Source organism: Microbacterium sp. zg-YB36 (assembly GCF_024623575.2).
In the GTDB taxonomy this organism is placed as follows: Bacteria; Actinomycetota; Actinomycetes; order Actinomycetales; family Microbacteriaceae; genus Microbacterium.
Genome location: NZ_JANJFD020000015.1, coordinates 1 through 18595, shown reverse-complemented (window position 1 = coordinate 18595; position 18595 = coordinate 1). Strand labels below are relative to the sequence as shown.

Sequence of the window (18595 nt, the reverse complement as noted above, 5' to 3'; positions counted from 1 at the left end):
GCGTGACACACCACCGCACCCCCACCGTCGACGGCCTCGACGTCTTCTACCGGGAAGCGGGCGCCGCCGACGCCCCCGTGCTTCTCCTGCTGCACGGCTACCCGACGAGCTCGCACATGTTCCGTCACCTCATTCCCGCCCTGGCCGACCGATACCACGTCATTGCGCCCGACCACATCGGCTTCGGGCGATCATCGGCTCCGTCCGTCGACGAGTTTCCCTACACCTTCGACGCGCTCGCCGACGTCACCACCCGATTTCTCGAGCAGGTCGGCGTCACCCGCTACACCGTCTACGTGCAGGACTACGGCGCACCCATCGCGTGGCGCCTGGCGCTGCGGCATCCGACCGCGGTCGAGGGCGTCATCTCGCAGAACGGCAACGCCTACGAGGAGGGCTTCGTCGACGACTTCTGGGCGCCCATCTGGGCGTATGGAGCCGACCCGTCGCCCGAGAACGAGAGCGCGCTCCGCCCGGCGCTCGAGCGGGAAGCCGTCGAATGGCAGTACACCCACGGCGTACCTGATCCGACGACGGTCGATCCGGATGCCTGGGAGCATGACCTCACCCTCCTGAGCAGGCCGGGTGTCGACCGAGCCCAGCTCCACCTCTTCGGCGACTACGTCACCAATCGCGATCTCTACCCGCGCCTTCACGAGTGGCTGCGCGAAACGCAGGTTCCGGTCCTGGCCGTCTGGGGTCGCAACGACGAGATCTTCGCCTCCGCCGGCGCGGAGGCCTTCCGTCGCGACGTGCCGAGCGCCCGGGTCGAGCTCCTCGACGGGGGCCACTTCCTCCTCGAGTCGAACCTTGACGATGTGGTGAAGGTCATCCGCGATTGGCGCAGCGGGTTCTGACTCACGCCCTCCTCACGCATCGCGATGCTTCAGACGGCATCCTCCCCCGCGCCGGCGAGGATCTCGCTCACCGGGGCGTCGGCGACGATCCGTCCACGGCCGAAGATGATGAGGTTGTCGGCCGTGAGCGCCATCTCGCTCATCGAGGAGATGGCTGGGCGCTGCGCCCGGGGTGCACCGCGTTGGCATCGAGAAGAGCGCCGACGACGGCCTGGTCAAGTCGCTCGACGAGCGTCGCCGGGTGAGCACGCGAATGCGCGCCGCGGCAAGCTCAAGCGCCAGCGGCATGTTGTCCAGCGTCCGCATCACTGCAAGGACGTCACCCGCGTTCTCGTGGGTAAGTTCGAGATCCGGTTTCGCCGCTCGCGCTCGCTCCCCAAGGCCACGCGCTTACTGTTGCTTAAGCTTGGGCGCCCTTCTTAGGCTCCGAGATAGGAGGAAGCGAGCGTCCGCAGACTGACGATGAACGTCGGCTCGGACAGCGCAGGACAATCCGTCCTCTTGAAAGGAAAGCTCCGACATGAGCATTGTTCTTCACCACATCAATGGGGAGCCGATCGGAAGCGCCGAGCGCACCGCACCGGTTTACAACCCGGCCACCGGCGAGGTTGCCCGCCAGGTCGCACTCGCTTCGGTGAGTGAGGTCAACAGTGCTATCGCGGTAGCGAAGGCCGCCCTGCCCGGGTGGCGGAGCACCGGTCTTATCAAGCGCGCGGGCGTCTTCTTCCGCCTGCGCCAGCTGATCATGGACCGCCAAGACGAACTGGCCGCTCTCATCACCGACGAGCACGGCAAGGTGCTCTCGGATGCGAAGGGCGAGATCAGCCGCGCCGTCGAGAACGTTGAGTTCGCTGCCGGTCTGGTGCACCTGCTTAAGGGTGAGCACGCTGAGCAGGTTGCGCGTGGCGTGGACGTTCACTCCGTCAAGCAGCCCGTAGGTGTCGTGGCCGCGATCACACCGTTCAACTTCCCGCTGATGGTTCCGCTGTGGATGGTGTCCTCAGCCATCGCCTGCGGCAACACCGTCGTGCTGAAGCCGAGCGAGAAAGACCCGTCCCCCGCGCTCATGCTCGTGCGCCTGTTCGAAGAGGCCGGCCTCCCGGCAGGCGTCTTGAACGTCGTCAACGGCGACAAGGAAGCCGTGGATGCCCTGCTGAACTCCCCCGACGTCGAGGCCGTGAGCTTCGTTGGATCGACTCCGATTGCCGCGTCGATCTACCGCAACGCGAGCGACAAGGGTAAGCGAGTGCAGGCTCTGGGCGGCGCGAAGAACCACATGATCGTGATGCCGGACGCCGACCTCGACGCCGCAGCCGACGCGGCCGTCTCGGCCGCGTACGGCTCGGCTGGTGAGCGCTGCATGGCGGTGTCTGTCCTGGTGCCCGTGGGCGACGAGACCGCTGACACGCTGGTGGCAAAGGTGGCCGAGCGTCTGGCGGGCCTGCGCATTGGTCCCGGAACGGATCCGCAGAGCGACATGGGCCCGCTGATCACCCGGGAGCACCGCGACAAGGTAGTCAGCTACGTTTCGGGGGCGGCGGGCGAAGGCGCCACCGTCGTGGTGGACGGCACCGCGCAGCAGTTCGACAACGACGGCTTCTTCGTGGGCGTCAGCCTCATCGATCACGTCAAGCCCGGCATGCGCGTGTATGACGAGGAGATCTTCGGCCCGGTGCTCGCGGTCGCGCGTGCCGAGTCGTACACGGATGCTCTCAACCTGGTGAACGCAAACGCGTTCGCCAACGGTACCGCCATCTTCACTCGCGACGGCGGTACCGCCCGTCAGTTCGAGTATGACGTGGAGGTCGGCATGGTCGGCATCAACGTGCCCGTACCTGTGCCGATCGGTGCGTTCTCGTTCGGCGGCTGGAAGAAGTCGCTCTTCGGCGACTCGCACATCTACGGCCCGGAGTCGATTCACTTCTACACCAAGTCGAAGGTCGTCACCACGCGCTGGCCCGACAACACTCCTTCGCAGATCGACCTCGGCTTCCCCAGCAACCACTGATCGGAGCGACAGACGTCGCCAGTTTCTCCCTCGTGAAAGACACATCCGCACCGACGCTCGCGTTGGTGCGGATGTGTCTTTCACTCGTGGAGCGCAAGCGCTGTGCGGCCACCTTCGGGTGTCCAGCCGCGCGACAGCATCCTCGAGCCCGAACGCACGCTCAGCGCCAATCTGCTGAGCCCTCGATCCGGCGCTACGTCGCCGCCGCGTAGGTCGACGCGCCACCACGGAGATTCCCCCGCTTACTCTGACGAGAAAGGGGGCAACCGGCGTGTGCCGTATGCCCCCTTCGTGCCTGCTACTCAGCGATATATATAGCCGAGGGTCTGCGGGGCAGGATCACCCTGCGTCGCGACGCCCGACGACAGCAGCGCCTCGATCTGCTCCCGCGCCACTCCCGCGTCACGCAGGATCGCGACCGTGCTTTCGCCGACGCCCGCGACCGACATCGGTCCGCGCCGAGAGGTCCGGCTGAACCGAGCAAAACGGCCCGGAGCGAACATCGTGCGCCCGGCAGCGGCAGGCCGCACGTGCACGAACTCCGACTCCAGCAGCTGCTCGTCGCGCTGCGCCTGGGAGATCTTTCGGGTGACCACGGCGGCGAACCCGTGGGATTGCGCCCACGCCACCGCGGCCTGAGCGCTCATCGTCTTCATCCGCGCAGCGATTGCCTCCTGGATGTCGTCAGAAGAGGCGTCAGGCGATGTTCCCGCCATAGCGTCGAGGTCACTCTGCGCGCCGATGGCCTGCAGTCGGACCCAACCGTCTGCGGCCGCGTAGAAGCGATCGTCGGGGCGTGCGCCCTTGAAGTCCTGGCCCCCGGGCACGGCGGGGGGTTTACCCTCGAAACGCACGAGCTCGCAGAACTGCAGGGCGGTTGCTGTGGCTGCCAGTGAGAAGGATCCCTGCTGACCTTCCCCTGTGCGCTCCCGGTGCAACAGCGCGAGCGCGACGCCCAGCGCCCCGATCGCGCCGGATGCGGTGTCGATGCTGGCGAGCGTGTTGCACACCGGTTCGGAGTCACCGCCCTGACCTGTCATCATGCCCGACATCCCTTGAAGCACCATGTCCACACCGGGCTGACCGGCGAGCGGGCCCTTCTCTCCGTAGCCGGAGAGGGTCATCAGCACGATCTTCGGGTTGACGCGCGACAGCGACGCGTAGTCGACACCCAGCGCGGCCGCGGTGCCGGGGCGGTTGGAGCTGACGACCGCATCGGCATTCCGCACCACCGCGTGCAGAGCCTCAACGCCGCCATGACCCTTCAGATCCAGAGCGAGGCTGCGCATCCCCCGGTTGTAGGTGAAGCCACTCTGCCGGAAGGGGTCACCGCGAGAGGGCTCCACCTTGATGACGTCCGCGCCCAGCTCTGCCAGCAGACTGCCGGTGTAAGGCCCAGCGACGAACGTGCCCATGTCGAGCACCGTGAAGCCGCTCAGCGGACCAGGTCGGACAGCAGCAGGCATGGGAATGCCCCCCGGCCCGCTGGCCGGCGTGCGCGGTGAGGTGCGGTCCTCACCGAGCGCGGGGGCGGCGCCGCGGATGTCTCCGGGCGAGCCGTGCAGCACCAGCGGAATGCCGGGCATCGATACCTCGCCGAGCGTGGGGTCCTGCACCCGGACGTGCAGTCCGTTCGCTTCGATCTGCGGGTGATCCAGCCACTTGTCCGAGGATTCGATGGCACCTCCGGCAATCCCGAGGCGCTCCAGCATGTCAAGCCACTCGGCGCGTGGCTTCGTGGCGAAGACCCCACGGATCCGCTCGGAGACCCACCCGTAGTTGCTGGGTTCCAGCAGCTTCGAGAGGTGGCCGACGCGCGGGTCATCGAGGATGTCGATGAGGCCGAGCGCGTTCAGCAGCAGCGGCTCGAACTTCGGCCCCAGCCCGCCCACGACGAACCACTTGCCATCCGAGGCCCGGAACCGACTGTAGGTGGGGTGGCGCCCGGCCACACCCACGGCGGTGATCGGATCCGGTGCATCCGTGAAGGTCGCGAACTGACCAGACGACATCACCATCACACCGTGCAGGCCGGTGACCTCCACATGCTGGCCCCAGCCCGAGCGCTCTCGCTCGGTGAGGGCGGCCACCGTGCAGGCGGTCGCCCAGATGGCCTGCGCGTAGAGGAACTGCGGACGCACCCACTCGACGGGGGTGCCGTCAAAGGACGCCTGGCGCCATGCGAGGCCTGAGTAGGCAGCCAACAGGGCATTCGACTCGTGCCCACCCTGCCACGGCGTCTCCCCCTCCGATCCGTACGGGGGCATCTCCGCGAGCACGAGACGGGGAGCGGCCTGACGCAACTCGTCGGCATCGATGCCGAACGCTGACAGGTCCCCGGCGTCCTTGATGAGACACACATCTGCTACGAGCAGGCGTTCCCACAGCACACGTGCGTCGGCCGGCTGGTCGGCGTCGAGCACGAGGCTCGACTTGCCCCTGTTGAGACCTGCGAAGGCAGCGGTACCCCGCAACGGGTCTCCGCCGGGCGGCTCCACCTTGATGACATCGGCACCGAAGTCCGACAGCAGCATTCCCACCATCGGCCCGGCGATCCCGGTTGTCAGTTCGATTACCGCAAACCCCGTCATTGGGGACATGACCACTCCTTGCTTATTTCTCTCCTGCGTCCCGGGAGGCCGGTGAGGGCACACACGCACCGCGCGTGCCCTCACCAAGCGTCAAGGACGAGCGTTGGAGAGAACCAAACTCGCCGCCGCGCTGAAGAACAGCCCGACGCCCTGCACAAAGCTCACCTCGACGTCGGGTGCTTGCACCGCCGCTTCGCCACGCAACTGGCGGATCGATTCCTGCATGGCGAACATGCCGTACATGCCGGTGTGTGTGTAGCTCATGCCGCCGCCGTTGGTGTTCATCGGCAGACTGCCGCCAGGCTCCGTGTGCCCCGCAGCGATGAAGTCGGCGGACTCACCGAACCCGACGAAGCCGAGGTCCTCCAGTCCGTACAGCGGCAGGTGCGCGAAAGCGTCGTACACCATAAGGTGATCGATGTCCTTCGGGGTGAGCCCCGCCGTGGCAAAGGCCTCGGCGCTCGAGCGCTTGAAAGCACCGAACGAGCCAGGGTCACCCATCTGCGACACCATACTTGCCTGAGCTGCCTCACCTGCACCCAGGATGTGCACGAGGTTGTTCGCAGTACGCATGTCGCGGGCGCGCTCTTCGGTTGTCACGATGAGGGCGCCACCGCCGTCTGTGACGACGCAGCACATGTCCTTGGTGAACGGGTACGCGATCTCGGGGCCGCTGAGGACGTCCTCTACCGTGATCGGCTTACGACGGAACGCGCGGGGGTTGTCGATCGCCCACTTGCGCTGAGCAACGACCACCCGGGCAAGCGACTCCTGGTCGTAGCCGCGGTCGTGGAGGAAGCGCATCACCGGAAGGGTGAAGGTGGCGTAGGGGTACACCGCACCGAACGGGTGCTCGAACTGACCCGCTGGGCTGGAGGTGTCCTTCATGCGCACCTCGGCACCGACCCGGGAGCGACCCGACTCGCCGTGCACGACCAGGACCGCGTTCGCGGCACCGCTGGCGACAGCGGCGGCGGCGTGACGCACATGAGCGATGTAGCTGCAGCCACCGATGGCCGTGCCGTCGAACCACCGCGCCTGGATGCCCAGGTGATGAGCGACCTCGACCGGCGAGGGGCGCGTGGTGGACACACCGTCAATGTCGGCAACGGTCAGACCAGCGTCATCCAGCGCGTTGCGCGCCGCCTCGGCGTGCAATTCCAGCACCGAGATGTCCGGACGCACCCCCACTGTGGTGGTCTCGGCTGCCCCCGCGATAACAACACGGCCATCGTGCAAAGCCATCAGCGCGCCTCCGCCGGGGTGAAGACAGGCAGCACACGGCCCTCACGCTCTTCAAACACGGCCGTCAGCGGCATATCCAGGGTGAGTGCGGCCGGGTCGGCCTCCACGCCCACGATGTTCGACATCATGGTCACTCCTTCTTCGAGCTCCACGAGCGCGATGATCGGCGAGTAGTCGGCGAATGCGGGTGCCACTCGGCGGTTGATGATGTACGACACCAGGTGTGCGCGACCACTCGCCAGGCGCCACTCGACGTCACCGGAACCGCAGAACCGGCAGTGCGAGCGGGGGTAGAAGTAGTGTCGCGCGCAGTCCATGCAGTACTGCACGTTCAGACGGTTCTCGGCGACTTCGTCCCAGAAGAACTGGGTGTCCGGCGTCGGGGTGGGCAGGGGAAGACTCATCGTTACTCCTTCAGCTCCGGTGCGCTTACTCGGAGAGTTCGGCATCGGGAACGAGTCCCGACATCTCGGCGTTGCCGCGCGCCGCGCGAACGAGGTCTGGAACGACCGAACCCAACTCCGCTGCATCCCAGCGCCCGTCCTTGTCGACGCGGGGGCCCATGACCCACCCTTCGGCGACGCTGATGTGACCGCCGCGCACGTTGAAGACGCGTCCGGTGATCCCCGCCGATTCCTTGCTGGCGAGCCAGGCGACGAGGGGGCCCACGTTGTCGGGGTGGCGAGCGTCAAACTCGCCCTCCGGGACCGTCGTGCGCAGGCTCGTGAGGCGCGTCTGTGCACCGGGGTTGATGGCGTTGACTGTCACGCCGTAGTTGGCGAGTTCCTTCGCAGCGATGACCGTGAAGGAGGCCACACCGGCCTTGGCGGCACCGTAGTTCGTCTGGCCGACGTTGCCGTAAATGCCCGACGAGGAGGAGGTTGAGATGACGCGAGCATCGACGGTCTCTCCGGCTTTCGCCCGAGCGCGCCAGTACACCGCGGCGTGGTGGGTGACAGCGGCAGTACCACGGAGGTTGACGGAGACGACGGCGTCCCAGTCCTCCGGAGTCATGTTGATGAGCATGCGGTCACGCAGTATGCCCGCGTTGTTGACGATGATGTCGAGCTGACCGAACTCTTGGATTGCGGACGCGACCAGACGGCCAGCACCGGCCCAGTCCGATACGTCGTCCCCGTTGGCAACAGCCTGGCCACCCATCGCGCGAATTTCGTCGACGACCTCGCCGGCTGGTCCGTTCGAGGATCCGCTGCCGTCGCGCTCAGCGCCGATGTCGTTGACCACGACCTTGGCTCCCTGACGCGCGAACTCGATCGCGTGGCCACGGCCGATTCCTCGACCTGCGCCCGTCACGATCGCAACGCGGCCATTCAAAATCCCACTCAATATCCTGCTCCTTGAAAACTCGTGTCGACGGACGGCCCAACGAATCAGACGTTGAGGAGCGGTCCGCGTCGGCGTGCCGCTCCATTTTCTCGCTGTCCGGGTATTGGGCCCGCCGTCGACGACGGCGGGCCCGGTGGTCACGTCACCGGTTAGCCGGCGAGGTAGACCTGGTCGAAACGCGGGGTAGCAGACGGAGGCATCACGAACCCCTGCACGTTGGTACGCACCGCGTAGTCATAATTCACATCAGCCGGGTAGATACCGACATAGTTCTCCCACAAGAACTGGTTCGCTTCTTCAAAGATCGCGCTGCGCTCAGCCGGGTCCATCTCAACCCGCGCTTCCTTGATCAGCTTGTCCAACTCCTCGTAGCAGTGGTTGATCGACGCAGCAACCCGCTCACAGTTATACAAACGGTCCGTCCCATACGCCGCATCACCGGTGATGACCTGGTTCGGCTGAATGTGCAGGTCGTAGTTGTTGTTACGGAAGTCTTCGTTGAACACGGCTGCTTCCTTCTCCAACAGCTCCACCGTGACACCGATCTTCGCCCAGTCCGAGATCATCGCCCGAGCAATCAGATCAATGCTCATACCCATACCCGGGTTCATCTCCATCGTGGTGGAGAAACCATCCGGGAACCCCGCCTCAGCGAGCAGCTTCTTCGCGTTCTCCGGGTCAAACGGGATGTCCTCGTTCTCACCCGCACCCGGGATCGTCGCAGGAATCGCCGACACCGCAGGGCTACCCAACTCGCCAAGCACGTTCTTCACAATCGAGTCGACATCCACAGCCTCAGCCAGCGCCTGACGCACCAGCGGGTCCGTGAACGGCTCACGACTGTTGTTGAACCACATGAAGTAGTAGTTATAGCTCGGGACCGAGTCATAAACCACATCCGGGTTCGTCTTCAAACGACCCGTCAAGTCCACCGGAATGTTCCACAACACATCAATGTCGCCCGCTTCCAAAGCAGTGACCTTCGGAGCCGCTTCCAGCATCTGGATCAACTCCAGACGATCCAGCTCCGGAGCACCACCCCAGTAATCCTCGTTACCGGTCAACACAACCCGGTCACCCTGCGAGTAGGACTCGAACTGGAACGGACCCGAACCCACCGGGGCCGCCCAGAACGCCTCATCCGCAATACGATCGCCCGGACCCACATAAATACGCGTCAGGTTCGGAATCAGATCCGGCGTCGGACGCGACGTGACAATCTCCAACGTCGTCTCATCCGGGGCGTTGATCGACGCGACACCCGAGAACAAGTTCGCCAACGTTCCCTTGTTCGCAATAATCAGCTCCAGCGACGCCTTCGCGTCCGCAGCCGTCACCGGCGTCCCATCATGGAACACCGCGTCATCACGCAACGTGAACGTCCACGTGTCGCCGACGGTCTCCCACTCCGTCGCCAGGCTCGGCGCATACTCGCCATCCGCCGTCTCGACAACCAGCGTGTCAAACAACTGCGTCGCGACCGTGATCGTCGACCCATAAGCCGCGCCCGTAGCGCCCATCACGTTCAACGTCGGCAACGCCGACAACGCAACACGCAACTCCTGCGGGCCCTCCGGCGTCGAAGCAGCCGGCTCCGCCGGCCCACCCCCCGCACAACCCGCGAGCAACGCCGCAACCACGACACTCACACCCGCAAACTTCACACCCGCAAACAAACGCGAACGCCCACCACGACCAAGATGCTTCATCGCATCATCCCTTCAATAACCGACATGTGGTTCGAATACCGGCTGCCGGACGACACCGTCCTGCAGCATCTCCTGGACCTCCAGGGATGACAGGGAGATCTCTGAGAGCACTTCTTCCGAGTGCTGGCCAACGCGCGCAATTGCGACGGTCGGCGGCGTGCCCCAGTCCGCAGAGCGGATGGGGTTCGCGATCGTGCCGATGAGTGCCCCGTCGAGGTCTTGCATCTGAATCAGCGCTCCGCTGGCGAGCACGTCCGCATCCTTGACGACGTCACGGTAGCCGTTGACCGGGGCAACCACGATATTCGCCTTGGTGAGGATGTCCACCACGTCACTCGTCGCATGCGACGAGAAGAACGGCTGGATCACTGACATCAACTCGGAACGGTGCTGGAAGCGCAGCGCGTTCGAGGCGAAGCGCTCCTCGGCGATGAGCTCCGGGCGGCCGATGGCCTTGCAGAAGCTTTCCCAGTGCGGCTGCAGGTAAGCCGCCATCACGATACGGCCGTCGCGGGTCTGGATGATCCCGGAGGGCGCCTGGCCCGACTGCTGTCCGTCACCGTAGGGCACCGGCTCAACATCGGATGCGAAGAAGTTCGCGAACTTGGGGGACTGCAGATGCAGGGCCACATCCAAGAGCGAAACGTTGAGGGTGGTGCCCTCGCCCGTCCGATCACGGCGCAGCAGCGCCGCCAGAGCGCCCTGCGCGAGTACGTGGGCGGTCGTGACATCCACGATGGTGATCCCGACGCGCGTGGGAGGCCCGTCGGGCTGACCGTTGATCGCCATCATGCCGCTCTTGGCCTGGGCTGCGATGTCGAATCCGGGCTTGCCAGCCGAAGGGCCGGCGTCACCAAATCCCGAGACCGATCCGTAGATCAACGACGGGCGCTTTGCGCGCAACGCCTGGGGGCCGAGCCCCAGCCTTTCCATCGCCCCCGGACGCAGGTTCTGAATGACGATGTCGGCGGACAGCGCCAACTCTTCCGCGGCGGCGGCGCACCGCGGGTCCCGAAGGTTGAGGGCCAGGGAACGCTTGCCCTTGTTGTAGACCCCGAACTGAATCGGGTCTGACGAGCGCATGGAATCGCCCCCCAGCGACTCCACCTTCACGACGCTCGCGCCGAGGTCTGCGAGCAGCGCGGCTGCTCCCGGACCGGCGATGAACTGCCCGAACTCCACGACATTGACGCCGGCCAATGGACGGCGCGATTCGTTCGGATCGCTGACACCAGCACCCGTACTCACAGCCATCACACCACCTTCGACTTTCTTTCGTATGCCCCAGCGCAGCTCTGCGCAGAAACGGGTCAATCGGAGCCTAAGAAGGGTGGCAAATGTTAAGCAACAGTAAGCGAGGTGCCGATCCCTGAGTTTTCTTCGTTGTTTTCCGAGCGCTAGGGCACCCTGATGAGAGCTGAGAGACCCATGCCTCTTAGCCCGCGATAGAGATCGAATGTGGAGCCCTTAGCGGGGCCTCCCGGTCCGCGACGCGGTCAGCGCCGCGCCCGCATTCTCAGCTCACGTTGGTGTCACGCTTCGTTCCGGTGTAGTCACCAAACTGGCTATCCCGGCTGACCAACGCGGCCTTCACGTTCTCCCGCAGTTCTGCGCGGTGCTTCAGCGGCCCCTCCGCCACACGACTCAGTGCCTGAGCCTCGGTATTCGCACGCAATGCCGTGCGAATACCCATAATTTCCATGGAGCGGTGCAAGGCACGCTTGTTCAGCGCCAGCAGATCGCGGTCCACCTTTGAGATGCGCTCCGCCACAGCGAGCACATTCTCCTCGAGCTGGTCAGCCGGGAAGGCACGGTTCGCAACGCCCATCTGTGCTGCTTCCACACCAGAGATCGCATCTCCAGTGAAGAGCGCCTCGGCGGCGCGACGCATGCCCATGAGCCAGGGCTGCCACATCATGTCGGGGGTGCCCATCAGTCGCACCGGCGGGTAGCCGATCTGCGCGTCTTCGGCGACGTAGACAAGGTCGCACGCTGCGGCCAGCTCAGAGCCTCCCGCGAGGCAGTATCCGTGTACCTGCGCGATGACCGGCGTGGTGTAATCCCACACCTCAAACCAGCCTTCGACCAGGTGGCGTGCCCAATACCCGTCGATGTTCGACGCGTGCCGCGGAAGGTTCTGACGGTTATCTGCCATCGCCTGCTTCAGGTCGTAGCCCGACGAGAAGCTCGGGCCGGCGCCCCGGATGATGATGACCCGCACCTCCGCGTCGAGGTCAGCCTCGCGCATGGCATCGAACAGCTGGGCGCGCAGCTCGTTCGAGAGGGCGTTGCGCTTTTCGGGACGATTGAGCGTGATGCGCCGGACCAGCGGCATCGGCTCGTCGACAATGACGAGTTTTTCAGTCATGTTGTTCCTTAACTTGAGGATCGGGACGCAAATTCTTGAGGATCGGGACGCACAACAGAGCGGCCCCCAAAGTGATCAGCCGCGTGGAGGCTGGGGAAAGTAGCGCTCCATCAGGAGGCCTCGGGCAATTTCGACGCCGGTGCGCGGATCCCTCACGGAGGACTCAAACCACACCACTTCGGTCTTTGGCGAAGAGCTCGCCCCCACAATTCGACCGCTGACCACGTAGTCCTTGTCGAGGAAGAGCGGACCATTGACGAACTGCACCTCCATGCCGCCCACGATGCTCAGCGCGCCTTGGATGTCGAGCCACCGAAACGCGGGACGTACGAGCCGTGCGAGCGCGAGCGGCCCCGCAATCGGGCCGCCCCACGGCGAGTCGCCGAAGTACCAATCGAGGGGTTCGGTTGTGTCCGCGCGTCGCTGCATCTGCGACTCCCCGCGCGGATAGTCCTTCCGCTTGTAGGGGCGGGTGTCGTCCGCGTCATCCGGCTTTTCAAAAGGAAACCAGCGCAACTCGCGCCCGAGGGGCATCCCGGGCACCACCTCATAGATGAGCTCCGATCGACCCAGGGGGTACGCCTCCATTCGGCGGCGGAGGGCAGATGCCCGCCCCGCCTCGCCCATGCCGATCGTGCCCTCCGTGACGCGGTCTCCCGCGGCATTGACCGACCAGGCCTCCACCTCGGCTTCTCCCGGCTCAGAGCCCGGATCCACGATGAACGCCTGCACTTCGTCTTGATCGACCGTGGCGGTGCGCGAGAAAAACGAGTAGCTTCCGCGTTGGAACCACTCCTGGCCGAACGCCTCCAGGGCGAGCGGCATGAACTGCTCCTCGTGGATCAGTGCCGAGACGAGTCCTCCGCGGTACCCGATAGACTGCGCCACGGAGTCGCCGTGGGCGTCGTCGGTGCGCGACTTCACGAAGTTCGCCGCGCGGCGCACCTCACCCGACAGCAGGCCGTCGGCGCGAGTGATCTTCGAGACATGTTCGTAATAGGTCACGGCGCCTCGCTCGTGGCACGAATGCGCTTGAATAGCACCTTCTCTGGCAGGTGGCAGGCGACAGTGTGCCCGCCCTCTCCCTCGAGTTCGGGGCGCTTGTCGGCGCAGATCGCCTCGGCCGCCCAGCACCGGGTGCGGAACCCGCAGCCCGTCGGGGGCGACAGGGGCGAGGGGATCTCACCTGTGAGGATGATGCGGTCGCGCTCCGGCATCTCCCAGGGCTTCGGGTGAGGGACCGCCGACAGCAGCGCCTGCGTGTACGCGTGGCGAGGAGCCTCGAGGATCTCGTCTGCCGCCCCGGTCTCGACGATGCGGCCGAGGTACATCACCGCTATCCGGTCCGACACGTGCTGCACGACCGACAGGTCGTGAGAAATGAAGAGATACGTCAGCCCCTTTTCGCGTTGCAGACGCGCCAGCAGGTTGAGGATCTGTGCCTGCACCGACACATCCAGCGCCGAGACAGCCTCATCGCAAACGATCACCGAGGGGTCCATCGCCAGAGCGCGCGCAATGGCGATGCGCTGACACTGACCACCCGAAAGCTCGTGCGGGAACCGCTTCAGATGCTGGTCGCCGAGACCTACGCTCTCGAGAAGCTCCATCGTGCGGCCACGGCGTTGCTTCGCAGGGAGGAGATCCGGGTGGACCTCCCACACCTCCGCAATGAGCTGCTCCACGGTCAGCCGCGGGTTCAGCGACCGATAAGGGTCCTGAAAGATCATCTGGATCCGCCGCGAGTACTTACGACGCTCGCGGGAGCTCAGCGCGGCGAGGTCCTTTCCTTCGAAAAGGATAGAACCGTTGCGCGGCTTGTTCAGCCCCATGATTGCTCGGGCCAGCGTGGACTTGCCCGAACCGGACTCGCCCACCAGACCGAGGGTCTCCCCCTGAGCGATCGCGAGCGAGACGCGGTCGACAGCGCGAACCTCACCGCGGGGCTTGCCCTGGCCGCCGACTCGGAAGGTGATGGAAAGATCGTGCACGTTCAGCGCAGGCTGGGTCATCGTGTTGTCCCCCATCACAGACCTCGGACAATCTCAGTGAAGTGGCACGCACTCGTGTGCCCCTCAGTCACGACGCGCAGCGCCGGTTCTTCTTCGCGACACAGGTCGGTCGCCATCGGGCAACGCGGGGCAAATGCACACCCCGGGGGCTTCGCGATGGGCGACGGCGGGGTGCCAGGGATCGCCGGCAAAACGTCGGCTTTCACATCCATCCGCGGGATGCTCTCCAGCAAACCTCGGGTGTAGGGATGGCCAGGAGTGTCGTACACCTCACGCAACGGCCCGTACTCCACGATTCTGCCTGCGTACATCACCGCAACGCGGTCTGCCACGTCGGCCACCACTCCCAGGTCGTGACTGACCAGCAGCATGGCCATGCCGTAGTCCTGCTGCAAGGCAGCGAGCAGGTCCATGATCTGCGCCTGCACGGTGACATCGAGCGCAGTGGTGGGTTCATCGGCGATCAGCACGCGGGGGTTCAGCGCCACAGCCATGGCGATGACCACGCGCTGTCGCATACCCCCGGAGAGCTGGTGCGGGTAGTCACGTGACCGGGTGCGCGCATCGGGGATTCCGACCTTCTCCATCAGCTCCACCGCCGCTGCCCGGGAATCCGCACGAGAGTAGCCACGCCGACGCCGGAAAAGCTCACCGATCTGGTCGCCGACACGCGTGGTCGGGTTCAGCGCACTGAGGGCATCCTGGAAAACCAGGGCAATACCCTGCGCCCGAAGCTCCCGGACCTGGGCGGGGGTGCACGACAGTAGGTCCAGTCCGTCGAGAGTGACCGAGCCCCCGACGTGGTGAGTGGCCCGTTTGGGGAGTAACCCCATCAGCGCCATACCCGTGACGGACTTGCCGCTCCCGGACTCGCCGAGGATTGCAAGCGTTTCGCCTGCGCCCACTTCGAAGGACACCCCGTCAACGACGCGGATGACATCCTGCTTGGAGTTGAGCTCCACCACGAGGTCTTGGACGACCAGCACGGAGCCCGCTGCGTTCACGTTCGAGTCAGCTGTCTTGCTCATACTCATCACTTCACCGTCCGAGGGTCCGTACGATCACGCAGATAGTCGCCGACAAAACCGAGGGCCACGACCACGATGGTCAACGCCAGGCCGGGGATCGCCGAGATCCACCAGGCCGAATCCAGGTAGCTCTGACCGTTGAAGATCGTTCGACCCCAGCTGGCCGTTCCCGCGGGAACACCCAAGCCAAGGAAGCTCAGCGACGCCTCCGACAGGATCATGGAGCCGATGTCAACTGTGGCGATCACGAGGATCGGGGAGGTACATCCCGGCACAACGCAACGACGGAGAATGTGCCAGTGACCGGCTCCGAGCGCTCGGGTCGATTCCACGAACTCACGACCGGTGATCGTAAGCACTTGGCTGCGCAGCACGCGCGCGTACACGATCCAGTTGGCGACAGCCAGGGCGATCACGACGTTCAGGACGCTCTGACCTAGGACACCCGCCACCAGGATCGCGAGGAGGATCGTGGGGAAGGCCATCTGCATGTCGACGATGCGCATCAGGATGGCGTCCAGCTTGCCGCCGACGTATCCGGCGAGCACGCCCACGATCGATCCGACGACCAGTGCCATCAGCACAGCGAGCAGGCTGACGATCAGCGAGGTGCGCGCACCCACGATCACCTGCGCCAGGATGCTCTGACCCATCTGGTCGGTGCCGAAGACGGCAACGGTACCGTCCGTGGTCACGGCTCCCGGTGGAAGCAGACGGTTGTAGAGGTCTGCGGCCATCGGATCGTAGTCAACGAAGAACGGACCGACCAGCGCGACGAGGACGTACAGCCCCAAAACGAACGCGCAGAACAAAGCGAAAAGAGATTTGGGGCGCTTGCGTGCCGTCTTGTGCGGCTTCAACGCCATGGTGACAGTATCTGTACTCATTTCTTTCCCACCACACTCGCTCGGGGGTCGATGACGCCGTAGGCCACATCCACCAGCAGGTTCAGCAGGACGATGGCGACGGCGATGAAGAACACCGCTGCCTGCACCACCGGGTAGTCACGATCCAGCAACCCCTGCACCAGCACGCGGCCGACGCCCGGGATCGAGAACACCGACTCCACAACGATCGCGCCACCGAGCAGGTGCCCGAACTGCAGCGAGGCCAGGGTCAGCACGGGGATGAGCATGTTGCGCACCTCGTGATCGCGCACGATCAGCCCCGAGCGAAGCCCCTTGGAGCGTGCCGTGCGGATGTAGTCCTCCTGCGTTACTTCCAGCAGGCCACTGCGCACCATTCGGGTGAGCACACTCGCCACCGGCACCGCAAGTGTCACCGCAGGAAGGATGTACGAACGCCAGTCCGAGATACCGAAGCTCGGTAGCAGCCCGAGGTTCCTCGAGAAGATCAGGATCAGCATGGTGCCGAACCAGAAGGACGGCAGCGACTGACCGAGCAGCACGAAGAGCGACACGGCCCGGTCCAGCGTCCCGCCGGGCTTGCGGCTGGAGAGAATTCCGAGCGGGAAGCTGAGCGCCAGCGCCAGCGCCATAGACACGGCCGCGAGCGTTGCCGTGGTGGGGGCGCGCTGGATCACAAGATCTATCGCCCCCATACCCGACACGATCGAATTGCCGAAGTCCAACTGCAGCACGGCAAGGCCGTACAAGAACAGCTGCACGATCATGGGCTTATCGAGGCCCAATTGCTCCCGCACCTGTTGAATTTGGAAGTCGGTGGCTTCGCCACCAAGAACAGCAGTGACCGGGTCGCCGGGCACAAGTCTGATGAGCACGAAGAGCAGTGCCAGGACGCCGGCTACCACGCCGGCGGCGAACAGTGCTCGGCTCGCTATATATCGCAACATTTAGACATCCGATTGATTGCGCGAAGGGTTCGCGATTAGCCGGCGAGGTAGACCTGGTCGAAACGCGGGGTAGCAGACGGAGGCATCACGAACCCCTGCACGTTGGTACGCACCGCGTAGTCATAATTCACATCAGCCGGGTAGATACCGACATAGTTCTCCCACAAGAACTGGTTCGCTTCTTCAAAGATCGCGCTGCGCTCAGCCGGGTCCATCTCAACCCGCGCTTCCTTGATCAGCTTGTCCAACTCCTCGTAGCAGTGGTTGATCGACGCAGCAACCCGCTCACAGTTATACAAACGGTCCGTCCCATACGCCGCATCACCGGTGATGACCTGGTTCGGCTGAATGTGCAGGTCGTAGTTGTTGTTACGGAAGTCTTCGTTGAACACGGCTGCTTCCTTCTCCAACAGCTCCACCGTGACACCGATCTTCGCCCAGTCCGAGATCATCGCCCGAGCAATCAGATCAATGCTCATACCCATACCCGGGTTCATCTCCATCGTGGTGGAGAAACCATCCGGGAACCCCGCCTCAGCGAGCAGCTTCTTCGCGTTCTCCGGGTCAAACGGGATGTCCTCGTTCTCACCCGCACCCGGGATCGTCGCAGGAATCGCCGACACCGCAGGGCTACCCAACTCGCCAAGCACGTTCTTCACAATCGAGTCGACATCCACAGCCTCAGCCAGCGCCTGACGCACCAGCGGGTCCGTGAACGGCTCACGACTGTTGTTGAACCACATGAAGTAGTAGTTATAGCTCGGGACCGAGTCATAAACCACATCCGGGTTCGTCTTCAAACGACCCGTCAAGTCCACCGGAATGTTCCACAACACATCAATGTCGCCCGCTTCCAAAGCAGTGACCTTCGGAGCCGCTTCCAGCATCTGGATCAACTCCAGACGATCCAGCTCCGGAGCACCACCCCAGTAATCCTCGTTACCGGTCAACACAACCCGGTCACCCTGCGAGTAGGACTCGAACTGGAACGGACCCGAACCCACCGGGGCCGCCCAGAACGCCTCATCCGCAATACGATCGCCCGGACCCACATAAATACGCGTCAGGTTCGGAATCAGATCCGGCGTCGGACGCGACGTGACAATCTCCAACGTCGTCTCATCCGGGGCGTTGATCGACGCGACACCCGAGAACAAGTTCGCCAACGTTCCCTTGTTCGCAATAATCAGCTCCAGCGACGCCTTCGCGTCCGCAGCCGTCACCGGCGTCCCATCATGGAACACCGCGTCATCACGCAACGTGAACGTCCACGTGTCGCCGACGGTCTCCCACTCCGTCGCCAGGCTCGGCGCATACTCGCCATCCGCCGTCTCGACAACCAGCGTGTCAAACAACTGCGTCGCGACCGTGATCGTCGACCCATAAGCCGCGCCCGTAGCGCCCATCACGTTCAACGTCGGCAACGCCGACAACGCAACACGCAACTCCTGCGGGCCCTCCGGCGTCGAAGCAGCCGGCTCCGCCGGCCCACCCCCCGCACAACCCGCGAGCAACGCCGCAACCACGACACTCACACCCGCAAACTTCACACCCGCAAACAAACGCGAACGCCCACCACGACCAAGATGCTTCATCGCATCATCCCTTCAATAACCG

15 protein-coding genes and 1 pseudogene are annotated in these 18595 nt (G+C 64.5%); 2 read left to right on the top strand and 14 right to left on the bottom strand.

All coding sequences use genetic code 11. From position 1 onward, the window contains the following. The first annotated feature begins 2 nt into the window (after positions 1-2). Complete coding sequence (locus NQ151_RS16330) at positions 3-857, top strand: alpha/beta fold hydrolase (RefSeq protein ID WP_257528735.1); 855 nt, start codon at positions 3-5, stop codon at positions 855-857. Between the two features lie 41 nt (positions 858-898). Here the strand turns inward: NQ151_RS16330 and NQ151_RS16835 are convergent. Further along, positions 899-1000: pseudogene (locus NQ151_RS16835) on the bottom strand (ABC transporter ATP-binding protein); the annotation flags it as partial. Positions 1001-1377: 377 nt separating this feature from the next. On the opposite strand from NQ151_RS16835, the gene NQ151_RS16325 reads away from it, so the two are divergent. Then, a complete protein-coding gene (locus tag NQ151_RS16325; RefSeq protein WP_257510104.1) occupies positions 1378-2865 on the top strand; it encodes a CoA-acylating methylmalonate-semialdehyde dehydrogenase in 1488 nt (495 codons plus the stop codon). Positions 2866-3167: 302 nt separating this feature from the next. Here NQ151_RS16325 and NQ151_RS16320 read toward each other — a convergent pair whose 3' ends face one another. From NQ151_RS16320 to NQ151_RS16260, 13 genes are all read right to left on the bottom strand, one after another. After that, complete coding sequence (locus NQ151_RS16320) at positions 3168-5465, bottom strand: CaiB/BaiF CoA transferase family protein (protein ID WP_257528734.1); 2298 nt, start codon at positions 5463-5465, stop codon at positions 3168-3170. Positions 5466-5546: 81 nt separating this feature from the next. Further along, the gene (locus NQ151_RS16315; protein WP_257510106.1) at positions 5547-6701 is read right to left on the bottom strand and encodes a thiolase C-terminal domain-containing protein; all 1155 of its coding nucleotides are present in this window, start codon (positions 6699-6701) and stop codon (positions 5547-5549) included. Further along, positions 6701-7105, bottom strand: a complete 405-nt coding sequence (locus NQ151_RS16310) for a Zn-ribbon domain-containing OB-fold protein (protein WP_257510107.1) — start codon at positions 7103-7105, stop codon at positions 6701-6703. Before NQ151_RS16310 ends, NQ151_RS16315 begins: the two co-directional genes overlap by 1 nt. Positions 7106-7130: 25 nt before the next feature. After that, a complete protein-coding gene (locus NQ151_RS16305) occupies positions 7131-8189 on the bottom strand; it encodes an SDR family oxidoreductase (protein WP_257528733.1) in 1059 nt (352 codons plus the stop codon). 8 nt (positions 8190-8197) lie between these two features. Further along, a complete protein-coding gene (locus tag NQ151_RS16300) occupies positions 8198-9757 on the bottom strand; it encodes an ABC transporter substrate-binding protein (RefSeq protein ID WP_257510109.1) in 1560 nt (519 codons plus the stop codon). A gap of 12 nt (positions 9758-9769) precedes the next feature. Continuing rightward, complete coding sequence (locus tag NQ151_RS16295; RefSeq protein WP_257528732.1) at positions 9770-11071, bottom strand: CaiB/BaiF CoA transferase family protein; 1302 nt, start codon at positions 11069-11071, stop codon at positions 9770-9772. 202 nt (positions 11072-11273) lie between these two features. Continuing rightward, on the bottom strand, positions 11274-12125 hold the full coding sequence (locus tag NQ151_RS16290; RefSeq protein WP_257510111.1) for an enoyl-CoA hydratase-related protein: 852 nt from the start codon (positions 12123-12125) through the stop codon (positions 11274-11276). 75 nt (positions 12126-12200) lie between these two features. After that, a complete protein-coding gene (locus NQ151_RS16285; RefSeq protein ID WP_257510112.1) occupies positions 12201-13130 on the bottom strand; it encodes a hypothetical protein in 930 nt (309 codons plus the stop codon). Next, the gene (locus NQ151_RS16280) at positions 13127-14137 is read right to left on the bottom strand and encodes an ABC transporter ATP-binding protein (protein ID WP_257528731.1); all 1011 of its coding nucleotides are present in this window, start codon (positions 14135-14137) and stop codon (positions 13127-13129) included. The genes NQ151_RS16285 and NQ151_RS16280 overlap by 4 nt, the downstream gene beginning before the upstream one ends. 14 nt (positions 14138-14151) lie before the next feature. Next, a complete protein-coding gene (locus tag NQ151_RS16275; protein ID WP_257510114.1) occupies positions 14152-15165 on the bottom strand; it encodes an ABC transporter ATP-binding protein in 1014 nt (337 codons plus the stop codon). A gap of 5 nt (positions 15166-15170) precedes the next feature. After that, positions 15171-16031, bottom strand: coding sequence for an ABC transporter permease (locus NQ151_RS16270; RefSeq protein WP_257510115.1), 861 nt, complete (start codon positions 16029-16031; stop codon positions 15171-15173). Between the two features lie 17 nt (positions 16032-16048). Beyond that, entirely contained in the window at positions 16049-16978 is a 930-nt protein-coding gene (locus tag NQ151_RS16265) for an ABC transporter permease (protein ID WP_257510116.1), read from the bottom strand. A 35-nt stretch (positions 16979-17013) separates the two neighbouring features. Then, positions 17014-18573: an ABC transporter substrate-binding protein gene (locus NQ151_RS16260; RefSeq protein WP_257510109.1), complete on the bottom strand. Its 1560-nt coding sequence runs from the start codon at positions 18571-18573 to the stop codon at positions 17014-17016. Positions 18574-18595: the final 22 nt, after the last annotated feature.